This window comes from Arthrobacter sp. Alg241-R88, assembly GCF_900537115.1.
Lineage (GTDB): Bacteria > Actinomycetota > Actinomycetes > Actinomycetales > Micrococcaceae > Arthrobacter.
In genome coordinates this window covers 726555-739168 of the sequence record NZ_UNRG01000001.1, presented here as the reverse complement: position 1 = coordinate 739168, position 12614 = coordinate 726555, and the positions used below count along the sequence as shown (strand labels likewise).

Sequence of the window (12614 nt, the reverse complement as noted above, 5' to 3'; positions counted from 1 at the left end):
CCCAATGAACTTACCGATCTACCAGCAGGCCCTGGGTTCGGACTTCAGCCGGCTGCAGCCCGAACTGCAGGAGTACTTTGCCCTGGTGCCGGGCAGCGGCCAGTACGGCGTGGGCGAGGGCACGTTCGACGTCGTGGGCTGCCGCCAGGACTGGCTGCGTCCGCTGCTGCGGCTGGCCGGCGGGGAGGAAGCGTTTTTTCCGGAGTACGGGGAGAACATTCCGTTCCGGATCGAAAACCACGCGCACCAGGATCCTTTTGGCCGTTCCAGCCTTACGGCGCGGCGGGAAATCCGCTTTCCGGGGCGTACCCGCATCTTCCAGGACACCACCAGTGTGGCCCGCCACAACGGGGCGTCCCGGCTGGTTGACTACGTGGGGAGGTACCGGCGGCTGGTGACGGACCTGAACCTGAGCGTGACAGCGCAGGGACGGCTCCGCGGCGTTTCCGAAGCTTCGAGGCTTTTTCTTGGCCCCCTCCGCATCCCCCTTCCTGCCGCCCTGGACGCCAAAGCCTACGCTGAACAGTGGTGGGACCCGGCTGAAGGCGGAAAGGGGAAGCACCACATCCAGGTCAAGGTGATTCAGCCCCAGATCGGCCTGGTGCTGGTCTATGCCGGTAGTTTCGACTACAGGCTGCGTGCATACACTGGCCGGAGCGCCGCCCAGAGCTTCCTGCCGCGGTACGCGCAGCCGGACCGCTGGGAAAACCGGGTCTGAGGCTCCTAGCCCTGTGCCAGCTGGTTCAGCCCATCGGCGAGCTGCGTGATCCGGCCCAGGACGGCCGTAGCCTCAGCCGGGCTGCGGCCGGCAAGTCCTGCAGAGGGCGTGACGCGTACAGTGCTGAGGGCAGTCGCGGGCAGGCCGAGCTGCCGCCACGGGCGCCATACCGCCTCGACGCTGTCAGCCACCCTGGGCAGGGAGTTCCCCGCTACGTCCAACGCCCCGATCCACAGGCGTTTATCCGCTTCCACGGCCCCGGCCAGCTGCTCCCATTGCCGGGCAGTCAGCGCCTTCAGTGGAACAGCGATGCCGTCGGCTCCGGCCGCGAGGATCTGTTCGAAAGGCGCTTCAATTTCGGGAACGGCGATAACGATCTCGGCGGCGCCGGCGGCCCGCAAAGCGTCCAGGACAATACGCCAGGACTCCCGCGCCTCGGAGGCCGCAACCGCACGCAGCGTGCGGTAACCGCTGGAGGTGGGAATGGTGCCAGCCAGGACGGCTGTGACGTCGGGCTCATCCATCTGCACTACCAGCCGCGCACCGGGAGCAGCGGCCGAGACCCGGGAAAGATAAGCGCCGACACCGGCAGCCAGGGAAGCTGCGAGGTCCCGCCGGGCGCCGTAGTCGATGAGGGCGCGCTCGCCGTTGTGCAGGTGGAGGCCGGCCGCAAGGCTTAGCGGACCTACTAACTGGACCTTGACCTCCGCAGCAGGCTTCTCCTCGGCACCGGCCACATCCGCCAGGACGTTGATGTCAGTGGCAAGGGCCGAGGCAGCGCGGCGGAAGTCCTTGCCGGGACGGTCCACGAGCCGCCAACCATAGGGCTGGACGTCCACGGCCAACTCTTCAAGGAGGCAAGCGGTGCGGCCCAGGGCATCCGACCCCACGCCCCGGTCCGGCAGTTCGGCAAGGAATGGAAGATGGGGGCTGCCCAGCTCTCCCCGGATGATCTTTGCCGCCTCCACCGGGTCTTCGCCGGGCCAGGGTCCAAGCCCGGTGGCCGTTACCTCCCGCGGCGGTGCCTCGTTCCCGCGTGTCGCGCCGGACCCGGCTTCGTGCCGTTCTCCGGTCCTCACGCGAGTGCTGATGCCTGCGGGTGCTGCCCCGAGGCGGCCTCATGGTCTTCGGCGATCGCTTCGTGATGCCGGATGACCTCGCCGATGATGAAATTCAGGAACTTTTCCGCGAAGGCAGGATCCAGATGGGCGTCTTCGGCCAGCCTGCGCAGCCGGGCAATTTGGGCGGCCTCACGCCCCGGGTCGCCTGCGGGCAGCCGATGGGTGGCCTTGAGGAATCCGACTTTCTGGGTTGCCTTGAAGCGCTCAGCCAGGAGATAGACCAGCGTGGCATCGATGTTGTCGATGCTGGAGCGGATGGACAGCAGCTCAGCCATAACCGAGTTATCCACCTGGCCGGCCAGGGAACTGGCGGAGGGGTCGTAGTCATCGGAGTCAGGAGCGTGGAGGTTGTGCTGCATCATGGTTCAAGTCTATGGGAGGGCTCCTGTTTCGACCGGGTGTTAAGCGCCGGTGCCGGTATCCGGCACCGGCGCTTAACCAAGGCTCAGGGCTTCAGATCCCGAGCAGTGCCCGGTTTTCTTCCCGCCGCCTGGCCTGTTCCTGCGGATCCGGCACGGGAAGGGATGCGATGAGCCGCCGCGTGTAGTCATGCTGCGGGTTTCCCATCACCTGGCTTCCGATCCCCTGCTCCACCAGCCTGCCCTTATAGAGGACGCCCACCCAGGAGGACAGGATGTCCACAACTGCGAGGTCGTGGCTGATGAAGAGGCAGGCGAAGCCGAACTCCTGCTGGATGTCCTTGAACAGCTCCAGGACCTTGGCCTGCACTGAAACGTCCAGGGCCGACGTCGGCTCGTCAGCTATCAGCAGCCGCGGGTTAAGGCTAAGGGCCCGGGCCAGGGAAGCTCGCTGGCGCTGCCCACCGGACAGCTCATGCGGGTATCGTCCTGCGTACGACGCCGGCAGCTGGACTGATTCGAGCAGCTCGCCGACGCGTTTGCGCGCCTGCGCCGGGCTTGGCTTCGTGTGAATGACCATGGGTTCGGCGATGCAGTCCCCGATGGTCAGTTGCGGGTTGAAGGAAGCGGCAGGGTCCTGGAACACAAAGCCGATGTCCTTCCGGAGCGGTTTGAAGGTTCGCTCCCGAAGGTTCAGCATCTCGTATCCCAGCACGCGGAGGCTGCCTCCGGTGGTCCTGTTCAGGCCCGCAATGGCCCGTCCGATGGTGGTCTTGCCGGAACCAGACTCCCCCACCAGTCCGAACACTTCGCCCCGGGACAGGGTGAAGCTGACCCGGTCCACGGCCTTGAATGCCGGTGTCCCGAGCCTGCCCGGGTACTCGATGGTCAAGTTGTTGGCTTCCACCACGACTTCCTCATCCTGGTGTGCCCGGTCGGTAAGTCCTTGCGACGCGGAGTTGTGCCCGAGGTGCGGTACCGCAGCGAGCAGCTTCCGGGTGTAGTCCTGCCGCGGTTCCGCAAACAGGGTGCGTGCGGGCGCCTCCTCGACGACGTCCCCCTGGTACATCACCACCACACGGTCGGCGAGGTCCGCCACCACGCCCATGTTGTGCGTGATGAGCACAATGGACGTGCCGTATTTGTCCCGCAGGTCCCGGAGCAGTTCCAGGATCTCTGCCTGGACCGTGACGTCCAGCGCGGTGGTGGGTTCGTCGGCAACAATCAGGCCGGGATTCAGTGCCAGGGCCGCGGCGATCACCACCCGCTGCTTTTGTCCGCCGGAGAACTGGTGTGGGTAGTAGTTGACGCGGTGTTCCGGATCGGGGATGCCCACCTTGCGCAGCGCATCAACGGCCCGGGACCTGGCTTCCTTGGCAGAAACCCGCTTTCCTGCGCTGCCGGTGTGTGCCCGGATGCCTTCGGCGATCTGCCAGCCCACGGTGAATACGGGGTTCAGCGCCGTGGAGGGTTCCTGGAAAACCATGGCTACGTCGCGGCCGCGGATCTGGCGGAGGCGGGCGGCACTGACACTGATCACGTCAGCCCCGTTGATCACCACCGCACCTGAGCTGCTGGCCGTTTCCGGGAGCAGGCCCAGGATGGTCCTGGCGGTAACTGTCTTGCCGGACCCGGACTCCCCCACGATGGCGAGCACTTCGCCTTTTCGCACCTCCAGGCTGACGTCCTTGACGGCATGGACGGGACCGCCGTCGGTGGCGAAAGTGACCTGGAGGTGGTCGATGTCAAGAACCGGGCGGTCGCCGTCGGGATCCCGCCCGGACAGCGGGTCGATGTTGACGGTCATGATGCCCTCACTTCTGTTGCGATGGCGGCGGTGTCCACCTGCGCCGGGGAGCTGCCCCCTGTGCTCTTACGGCCGCGCAGGCGCGGATCATTCAGGTCGTTGATGCTCTCGCCCACCAGGGTCAGGCCCACTACGGTCAGCACGATGGCCAGGCCGGGGAACATGCCGGTCCACCAGATCCCGGAGGTGGTGTCGGCGAGCGCCTTGTTGAGGTCGAAGCCCCATTCGGCGGCCGAGCTGGGTTCGATGCCGAAACCAAGGAACCCCAGTCCGGCCAGGATGAGGATGGCTTCGGACGCGTTGAGGGTGAAGATCAGCGGAAGGGTGCGCGTGGCATTGCGGTAGATGTGGCGGCTCATGATGCGGATGTTGGAGGCTCCCACCACTTTTGCGGACTCCACGAACGGCTCGGCCTTCAACCTGACAGTCTCGGCCCGAATGACGCGGAAATACTGCGGAATGAATACCAGCGTGATGGCAGTGCCGGCGGCGAAGATGCCGCCGATGAGGCTGGACTGGCCCCCGCTGATAACGATGGCCATCACGATGGCCACCAGCAGCGACGGAAAGGCGTAGACGGCGTCGGCGATGACCACCAGGATCCGGTCGAGCCACCCGCCCAGGTATCCGCTGACCAAGCCCAGGACGACGCCGACGACGATCGACATAACAACGGCGACGACGATCACCAGGATGGCGGTCTGTGCACCCCAGATCACCCGCGACAGGACGTCGTAGCCTCCCACTGTTGTACCCAAAAGGTGCTTGCCGCCCGGGGCTTGCTGGGTGGGGAAGTTGCCGTCGGCGTCGGACAACTGGGAGAAGCCGTAGGGCGCCAACAGCGGGGCAAAGAGCGCCGTCAGGACAAAAGCGCCAGTCAGGATCAGGCCTGCCACCAGCATGCCGCGCTGGAGGCCAACGCTTTTGTTGAAATGCGAGACGACCGGCAGGCGCCGGTACCAGGGCGCCCGCGGACTTTCCATCGGGACGGGAACGGCTGGAATGCTCATGTCAGTACCTCACGCGGGGATCGATCAGCGCGGCGATAATGTCCACGATGAAGTTGGTCAAGGCGACGATGATGGCGAGTAGCACCACGATGCCCTGGACCGCCACGAAGTCGCGTGCTGTGAGGTAGTTGGCCAGCTGGAATCCCAGGCCCTTCCACTCAAACGTAATTTCGGTCAGTACCGCGCCGCCAAGCATCACGGCGATCTGCAGCCCCATCACGGTGATGATCGGGATCAGGGCGGGCTTGTAGGCATGCTTGGTGACCAGGCGGTATTCGCTCACTCCCCTGGACCGGCCGGCCTCCACGTAATCCCTGCCCAAGGTGCCGATGACGTTGGTCCGGACAAGGCGCAGGAAGATTCCTGCCGTCAGGAGCCCCAGCGCCACCGCGGGCAGGACAGAATGGGCCATGACGTCGCCGAGCGCTGCCATGTTTCCGCTTCGGAGCGCGTCCAGCCAGTAGATCCCGGTGGGGGCTTCCAGGGATGTCAGGGCGAGTTCGCTGGAGGTTTTGGCCCTGCCGGCAACCGGCAGCCAGCCCAGCCACACTGAGAAGGTCAGTTTCAGCAGCATGCCCGCGAAGAACACGGGGGTGGCGTAGCAAAGAATGGCGAAGACCCGGAGGACGGCGTCGGGCGCCTTGTCCCGGCGGTGCGCCGCGACCATGCCGAGCGGGATGCCCACCAGGAGGGCAACGAGCAGTGCGTTGATGGTCAGCTCCAGTGTTGCTGAGCCATAGGTTGAGAGCATTTCGACGACGGCCCGGTTGTCCGTGAGGGTGCGGCCGAAGTTGCCCGTGGCCAGCTGGCCGAGGTATTCGAAGTACTGGACCAGGAGGGGCCGGTCGTAGCCGGCCGCCTGGATGCGCTCTTGAAGCTGGTCGGCAGGCAGCCGGCCGCCCATGGCCGCAGTAATAGGGTCACCGGTAATCCTCATCAGGAAGAAGACCATGGTCACCAGGATGAAGATCGTGGGGAAGATCAGCAGGAAGCGGATCAGGATGTACTGGCCCAGCCCCCCGCCGGAAGATTTTTTGGTGGCCGGGAGGAGGCCGTCCGCGTCGCTCGGGGGCGCGTCAATGAGTGTTGTCATGGGTACCTAAAGTTGTCGTTGCCGGCGCTGCGGCTCCAGCAGGAGTGCAGCAACCGTGACCAGCAGACGGGGCGGGACATGTGCACCTGGCTGAAGGCGCATCACGTCCCGCCCCGTGTGCGGTCAGAACCGGATGGTCGATGGACCTACTTGGACATCACGCCAAGACGGGTCTTGAACGAGGCGTCCAGGGTCTTTTCGACTCCCTGGACATCCGTTCCGGCCACCATCACCTGGGCACCCTGCAGCAGCGGCAGCGTGGAGAGATCCTTGGCGATTGCTTCCTGGGCCTGGCCGAGCAGTTCGCTCCGCTCCGCCTTGTCCGTGGTTACCAGCTGCTTCTTGACGATGTCCGTTACGGCAGCGTTCTCGTAGTGGTTGCCGAGGAAGTTGCCGGGGATGAAGAAGGGGGTCAGGTAGTTGTCCGCGTCCGAGTAGTCCGGGAACCAGCCAAGCTGGTACACCGGGTAGGCATCCGCGCGGCGCTCCTTGGTGTAGGTGGTCCACTCCGTGGACTTGAGGTCCACGGTAAAGAGGCCGGACTTCTCCAGCTGTTCCTTCACGAGGGCGTACTCATCTGCGGCAGACGTGCCGTACCGGTCGGTGTACTGCAGCTTGAGGTCGACCGGGGAGGTGATGCCGGCGTCGGCCAGGACCTTCTTTGCCTTGTCCAGGCTGGGCTTTCCGCTGCCGTCACCGTAAAGGCTCTTCAGCGGCTCCGCGGCTCCCTCGAATTCCTTGGGGACGTAGGAATAGACGGGAGTGTAGGTGTTTTTGAAGACCTGGGAGGCGATGACGTCGCGGTCAACGAGGTGCGCGATGGCCTGGCGCACGGCCAGCGACTTCGCGGGATCGGCCTCGGGAGTCTTCGCGCCGAACGGCATGGTGTCGAAGTTGAAGACCATGTAGCGCAGTTCCCCGCCGGGGCCCTTGTGGACCTTGACCTTGGAGTCCTTTTCCAGGTCGGCCACGTCGGTTGCCGTGAGGATGCGGCCTGCGACATCGATGTTGCCCTGCTGGACGTCGAGTTTCAGGTTGTTCGGGTCCGCGTAGTGCTTGAGCGTGGCGCCGTCGTTGGCCGCTGCGCCCAGCATCCCCTGGTAGTCCGGGTTGGGCTTGAAGCTGACCAGCTCGTTCTTCTTGTAGCTTTCAATCGTGTACTGGCCGGCAAAGGGCTTCGCGGCGATGATGGCGTCATCGTCCATGATCTTGTCCGCGGGGAAGACTTCCTCGTCCACAATGGGTCCCGGGTTGGAGGCGAGGACGCCAGGAAACACCTGGTCGTTCCCGGCAACGAGGGTGAACACCACAGTGTTGGGGTCCGTCGCTTCAATTTTCTCCATATTGGCCAGGAGCGAAGCCGGGCCGTTGGGATCGTCAATGGCCTTCACGCGGTTGAACGAGAAAACGACGTCGGAGGAGTCAAGGGTGTGGCCGTTGGCGAACTTCAGGTCCGGTTTAAGCTTCACCGTGAATTCGGTGGGGCTGGTGAAGGAAGCCGACTCAGCGATGTCCGGGGTTGCATCCGCGGTGCCGGGCTTGTAGTTGAGCAGGAAGGGATAGATCTGGTTCATCACCATAAACGAGCCGCCATCGTAGGAGCCGGCGGGATCCAGCGTGACGACTTTGTCAGTGGTTCCGTAGGTGATTGCCCCGCCGCCGGCATCACCGGTGGAGGTTCCGCCGCCGCCTGAGGGGCCCGTGCAGGCAGTCAATGCGAGTGCGGAAATGCCTGCCAGCGCGATCGCGCCGTGCAGTGCCTTGATGCTCTTCGTCATCTGTGAACTTTCTGTTCGATGAGTACGCGCCCCGCCGGTCGCTGCAGGATGCCTTTGCATGGGCAGGAGCGCGCTGTGCTGATGCGTAGATTCAATCAGAGAGTCAACCCCCAACACGGGCGATTTTGTGAGTTGAGACACAAAATTTACCTGAATGATGCGGTGCTCTCGTTTGCAGACGGCACAACGAAGAACGCCGCCCCGGGCTGACCCCGGGACGGCGTATGGAAAGTGATGGTTCTAGAGGGCAGCGCGCTGGAGTGAGCGTGCGGCGTCGATGGTGGCCTGGCCCAGTACCCGGCTGCCCTGGTAAAGGACCACCGTCTGCCCGGGCGCGACGCCGCGCAGCGGCGTGGTCAGCCGAACTACCAGTTGAGCGCCGGCACCCTCTTGGTGAGCTTCCATCCGGGCCGTCGCAGGGACGGGGTCGCCGTGCGCCCGGACCTGGGCGTAGCAGTCGAAGTCCTGGCCCGTTTCCACTTCCGTAATGGGCAGGCCGGCCCAGGACACCTTGATGCCCCTGATTTCGTCAATGGCCAGCAGGGCTTCGGGGCCCACCACCACCTTGTTTTCCTTGGGCCGGATCTCAAGGACAAACCGGGGCTTGCCGTCGGCGGCGGGTGTGCCCAGTTTCAGGCCGCGGCGCTGGCCCACTGTGAAGGCGTTGGCGCCGGGGTGCTCCCCCACTTTGGTGCCGGTTTCGTCCACGATGTCGCCGGTGGTCATATCGATCTTTTCGGCGAGCCAGCCGGCGGTGTCGCCGTCGGGGATGAAGCAGATGTCGTGGCTGTCGGGCTTGTTGGCCACGGAGAGTCCGCGGCGTTCAGCTTCCGCACGCACTTCAGCCTTGGAGGGCGTGTCGGCCAGCGGGAACATGGAGTGCTTGAGCTGCTCGTGCGTCAGGACGCCCAGGACGTAGCTCTGGTCCTTTGCCCAGTCAGCGGCGCGGTGCAGTTCGCGGTTGCCGTCGGCGTCCTCGATGACCTTGGCATAGTGTCCGGTGCAGACGGCATCGAACCCCAGGGCGATCGCCTTTTCCAGCAGCGCAGCGAACTTGATCCGCTCATTGCAGCGCATGCACGGGTTGGGGGTGCGGCCTGCGGCGTATTCGTCGATGAAGTCCTGGACAACGTCCTCCTTGAAGCGTTCGGAGAAGTCCCACACGTAGTAGGGAATGCCCAGGACGTCGCAGGCGCGCCAGGCGTCCCGGGAGTCCTCGATGGTGCAGCAGCCGCGGCTTCCGGTCCGCAGTGTGCCGGGCATGCGGGAGAGCGCCAGGTGGACCCCGACGACGTCGTGCCCCGCCTCGACGGCGCGGGCGGCGGCGACGGCGGAATCAACTCCGCCGCTCATGGCTGCTAGGACTCGCATACTGGCTTTCTGTTGGGGGGTGTTTCCGGCTCTTGGCCGTGTGGTGCCGGACGGTGCTGGCTGGACGTGCTGCCGAAAACGCAGGCAGGGTTCCGGGAAACGATCTTGGCCTATCTATTCTAAGGCCTCTGGCAAATGCACCGTCAGCGAGCGCCGGAACCCTGCCGGGCAACCGTACCGGCCGTCTGGATGGAGGACTCGTGGCCGGCCATTCCGGCCTGCCGCGCCCGCGCGCAGGCATTGGGAAGGGCTGCCAGCAGCGCATCGACGTCCTCTGCCTTCGAGGAGTGCCCCAAGGTGAAGCGCTGCGCGCCGCGCGCTGTTTCCTCGTCCAGTCCCATCGCGAGCAGCACGTGCGAGGGCCGCGGCACGCCCGCGGTGCAGGCTGACCCGGTGGACGATTCCACTCCGGCCAGGTCCAGGAGGAACAGCAGGGAGTCCCCTTCGCAGCCGGGAAAGGTGAAGTGGGCGTTGCCGGGGAGCCTGCCGCCGGCGGGTGCACCGCGCAGGACTGCTTCCGGAACCTGCCCGCGGACGCCGTCGATGAGACGATCGCGGAGTGCGGTGATGCGCTCCGATTCAGTGCCGAGGTTTGCGACGGCGGTTTCGGCCGCTGCGGCGAAGGCTGCGATCGAGGCGGTGTCCAGGGTGCCCGAGCGGACGTCCCGCTCCTGGCCTCCGCCGTGCTGGACCGGGGTGAGTTTCACTGACCTTCCCAGCAGCAGGGCGCCCACCCCTACAGGTCCGCCAATCTTGTGCCCGGAGACGGACATGGCATCCAGGCCTGATGCCTTGAAATCAACCTGCAGCGATCCGAACGCCTGGACCGCATCGGAGTGGACGGGAACACCCACCGCATGCGCCAGTTCCACCACGCGCTCGACGGGCTGGATGGTACCTACCTCATTGTTCGCCCACATCACGGTCACCAGGGCGATTGTGTCCGGGTCACGGGAAAGCTCAGCCTCCAGGAACGCCAGGTCCACCAACCCGTCGCCGTCCACCGGAAGCCAGGTGACCTCGGCGCCCTCGTGCCGCTCCAGCCACTCCACCGTGTCCATGACTGCATGGTGCTCGACGGCGGAGCACAGGATGCGCCGCCGCGCGGGGTTTTCGCCGAGCCGGGACCAGTACAGGCCCTTGACGGCAAGGTTGTCCGATTCGGTGCCGCCGGACGTGAAGATCACCTCGGAGGGATGGGCGCCTGCCGCTGCGGCGAGGGCTTCCCGTGCATCTTCCACGGTGCGGCGTGCCCTGCGGCCGGAGCCGTGAAGGGAGGACGGATTTCCGGTGCGGGCAAGTTCACGCGTCAGGGCAGCCAACGCCTCGGGAGAAAGAGGGGTGGTGGCTGCATGGTCGAGGTAAACGGGCACCCTGTAATTCTAGCCGCCCTGCCCCCACAGGTCCGGGGCGCAGCATTTGGCTGAATCAGGCGGGCGGCATGATCCTGGCACAGCAGTGGCCGGGCAGGTCGGCAGGTGCGACGCGATCCGAGGAGGCGTCGAAACGGCTTGCGGCGCCCCTCAGGAAAGCACCGTTCATGGTGCACACCACCCCCGGATGCCCGTCGGAAAGGCGGTGGAAAGGGCAGTTTGGCAGGAGGAAACCGCCGTCGCCATCCGGCTCCGGGCGGTAGCCGGACTGCACGAGGAAGTCCTCCAGGGTCTCCGACGTTTCGGCCAGGGAGCAGCCCTTCCGGAATGACTCGGCGGGCAGGGACTCTCCGACTGACTCACCTCCGGTGGTGGACCGCTCGATCGCTGCTGCCATCAGTTCGCCGGCGAGGTCGTAGTTCCGGTCCGGCACTGATGCCCCGATTTCACCTGCAACCGGCCGGTACATTTTGGCCGGGCGGCCCGAGCCCGGTCCCGACTTCCCCGGCGGCTTGTGGAACTCAACCGCCAGCAGGCCGTCCTGGACCAGCCGGTCCAGGTGAAAGGAGACCGTGCTGCGGGGAATTCCGGTGGCACCAGCCACCTCGTCCCGGCCTACGGCCCCCGGGGAAGCCGCAACGAGCTCAAAAAGCTGGCGGCGCTTTTCATCACCAAGGGAGGCGAGGGCCGCCATCCGGCCCGCCCAGGGAAGTCTGCTCATTGCCCACCAATCCAAAGTCAAGATGTCTTGATTATAGACCCTCCTGGATTCTAAAATAGCAGGACCTACTTTTAGAAGGAGTCAGCTGTGAAAACCACATCAGCACTGCGCGCCAATGCCACCACGACCAGGGCCCCCGCCCGGCAGGCCTTCCTGTTGCTGCGGACCGTTTTTACCGTCGCACCCATCGTCTTCGGACTGGATAAGTTCACGAATATCCTCGCTGACTGGACCATGTACCTCGCGCCGCAAGCCACGGCCCTGGTGCCACTGCCCGCCCAAACGCTGATGTACATCGTCGGGGTGGTGGAAATTCTTGCCGGCATCGCCGTAGCGGTCCGTCCGCAGTTCGGTTCGCTCCTCGTGGCCGCCTGGCTGGGCGGAATCATCCTCAACCTGCTGCTGCTCGGAGCCTTCTTCGACGTGGCACTTCGTGACTTTGGGCTGCTCGTCGGCGCCCTGGCCCTCAACCGGCTGTCCCGGTGGACCGACAAGCCCTCCGGCAGCTAGGCCGAAGGCGGCAGCACCGGCAGGAACCTGGCCACGTCACCGCGTGCCGCGGCCAGGGATGCTGGGTCCGGGCATGACACGGAAACGTAGACCGATGATTCCGCAGTTCCAAAAAGCCTGGCCAACACCGCTGTAGCCCTGCCTCCGGCCGCCGCAGCCTGTTCCAGGACCAGCACTTCAACCGTGCGGTCCGGGGAGGAGCCATCCCCTCCCCACCGCAGCGTCCCGGCTTTGAGGTAGTCCGGCAGGATCGTGGGATCCAGGTACTCGAACAGAGCCACAGTGGACTCGTGGTCCCCGCCCCTGGCCAGCACGGATTGGTTGGTCCGGACCTTTGCGGCCACCAGGCAGCCATCCGCCTTTAGATATTGGCTTTCGCCGGCAACAGCGTCCTTCACCATCGTCCAGCCGGGCGCGTCCTTCAGGCCGTCCGAGATCCCCACCGGTACTCCAGGGGCCAGGATGCCACCGGCGGAGAAGGGCAGGTCCTGCGCCGCCACTGCCTCGGCGTCATGGCCCGGAGTGATGGTGGGCGTGGCAACTACCGGGACGCTTTCCACGGGTTCCGGCACCGCCGGGTCAGGAACGCCAACACTGCAGCCCCCGGTCAACGCTGCGCCGAGCACGGCAGCGGCCAGCGGCACTCTTCCCGCACGAACCCTGTGGGCCCGGCCCGCCGTCGTCGGCTTTTGCATTTCGCACCCCACTACATTTCCTGCCCGGCCCCCGCGGCCGCCATCCCCAAGAGTCTAA

The 12614-nt window shown here is 65.4% G+C and carries 12 protein-coding genes; 2 read left to right on the top strand and 10 right to left on the bottom strand.

Annotation, left to right across the window (positions count from 1 at the left end; genetic code table 11):
- Window positions 1-4: 4 nt before the first annotated feature.
- Window positions 5-718, top strand: a complete 714-nt coding sequence (locus G6R19_RS03420) for a DUF4166 domain-containing protein (protein ID WP_163162287.1) — start codon at window positions 5-7, stop codon at window positions 716-718.
- 5 nt (window positions 719-723) lie between these two features.
- On the opposite strand, the gene G6R19_RS03415 is transcribed toward G6R19_RS03420, so the two are convergent.
- The 9 genes from G6R19_RS03415 to G6R19_RS03375 all read right to left on the bottom strand — a co-directional run bounded on the left by G6R19_RS03415 (window position 724) and on the right by G6R19_RS03375 (window position 11351).
- Window positions 724-1686, bottom strand: a complete 963-nt coding sequence (locus G6R19_RS03415; protein ID WP_240341758.1) for a hypothetical protein — start codon at window positions 1684-1686, stop codon at window positions 724-726.
- Window positions 1687-1793: 107 nt separating this feature from the next.
- Window positions 1794-2201 (bottom strand): chorismate mutase, encoded by a 408-nt coding sequence (locus G6R19_RS03410; protein ID WP_163162283.1) that lies wholly within the window; start codon window positions 2199-2201, stop codon window positions 1794-1796.
- Window positions 2202-2292: 91 nt separating this feature from the next.
- A complete protein-coding gene (locus G6R19_RS03405) occupies window positions 2293-4005 on the bottom strand; it encodes an ABC transporter ATP-binding protein (protein WP_163162281.1) in 1713 nt (570 codons plus the stop codon).
- A complete protein-coding gene (locus G6R19_RS03400) occupies window positions 4002-5015 on the bottom strand; it encodes an ABC transporter permease (RefSeq protein ID WP_163162279.1) in 1014 nt (337 codons plus the stop codon). Before G6R19_RS03400 ends, G6R19_RS03405 begins: the two co-directional genes overlap by 4 nt.
- 1 nt (window position 5016) lies before the next feature.
- A complete protein-coding gene (locus G6R19_RS03395; RefSeq protein WP_163162277.1) occupies window positions 5017-6108 on the bottom strand; it encodes an ABC transporter permease in 1092 nt (363 codons plus the stop codon).
- A gap of 146 nt (window positions 6109-6254) precedes the next feature.
- Complete coding sequence (locus G6R19_RS03390; RefSeq protein ID WP_163162275.1) at window positions 6255-7886, bottom strand: ABC transporter substrate-binding protein; 1632 nt, start codon at window positions 7884-7886, stop codon at window positions 6255-6257.
- A gap of 240 nt (window positions 7887-8126) precedes the next feature.
- Entirely contained in the window at window positions 8127-9257 is a 1131-nt protein-coding gene (gene mnmA, locus G6R19_RS03385) for a tRNA 2-thiouridine(34) synthase MnmA (protein ID WP_163162273.1), read from the bottom strand.
- Window positions 9258-9400: 143 nt separating this feature from the next.
- Entirely contained in the window at window positions 9401-10630 is a 1230-nt protein-coding gene (locus G6R19_RS03380) for a cysteine desulfurase family protein (protein ID WP_163162271.1), read from the bottom strand.
- 55 nt (window positions 10631-10685) lie between these two features.
- Complete coding sequence (locus G6R19_RS03375) at window positions 10686-11351, bottom strand: helix-turn-helix domain-containing protein (RefSeq protein ID WP_163162269.1); 666 nt, start codon at window positions 11349-11351, stop codon at window positions 10686-10688.
- An 87-nt stretch (window positions 11352-11438) separates the two neighbouring features.
- Between G6R19_RS03375 and G6R19_RS03370 the strand changes: the two genes are divergently transcribed.
- Window positions 11439-11861: a hypothetical protein gene (locus G6R19_RS03370; RefSeq protein ID WP_163162267.1), complete on the top strand. Its 423-nt coding sequence runs from the start codon at window positions 11439-11441 to the stop codon at window positions 11859-11861.
- Here G6R19_RS03370 and G6R19_RS03365 read toward each other — a convergent pair.
- A complete protein-coding gene (locus tag G6R19_RS03365; RefSeq protein WP_240341741.1) occupies window positions 11858-12505 on the bottom strand; it encodes a hypothetical protein in 648 nt (215 codons plus the stop codon). The genes G6R19_RS03370 and G6R19_RS03365 overlap by 4 nt on opposite strands.
- Window positions 12506-12614 lie beyond the last annotated feature (109 nt).

Bases quoted from the DNA above. Each gene is read 5' to 3' on its own strand.
- G6R19_RS03395 (WP_163162277.1), bottom strand. From the start codon at position 6,108: ATGACAACACTCATTGACGCGCCCCCGAGCGACGCGGACGGCCTCCTC.
- G6R19_RS03400 (WP_163162279.1), bottom strand. From the start codon at position 5,015: ATGAGCATTCCAGCCGTTCCCGTCCCGATGGAAAGTCCGCGGGCGCCC.
- G6R19_RS03405 (WP_163162281.1), bottom strand. From the start codon at position 4,005: ATGACCGTCAACATCGACCCGCTGTCCGGGCGGGATCCCGACGGCGAC.
- G6R19_RS03420 (WP_163162287.1), top strand. From the start codon at position 5: ATGAACTTACCGATCTACCAGCAGGCCCTGGGTTCGGACTTCAGCCGG.
- mnmA (WP_163162273.1), bottom strand. From the start codon at position 9,257: ATGCGAGTCCTAGCAGCCATGAGCGGCGGAGTTGATTCCGCCGTCGCC.
- G6R19_RS03375 (WP_163162269.1), bottom strand. From the start codon at position 11,351: ATGAGCAGACTTCCCTGGGCGGGCCGGATGGCGGCCCTCGCCTCCCTT.
- G6R19_RS03390 (WP_163162275.1), bottom strand. From the start codon at position 7,886: ATGACGAAGAGCATCAAGGCACTGCACGGCGCGATCGCGCTGGCAGGC.
- G6R19_RS03410 (WP_163162283.1), bottom strand. From the start codon at position 2,201: ATGATGCAGCACAACCTCCACGCTCCTGACTCCGATGACTACGACCCC.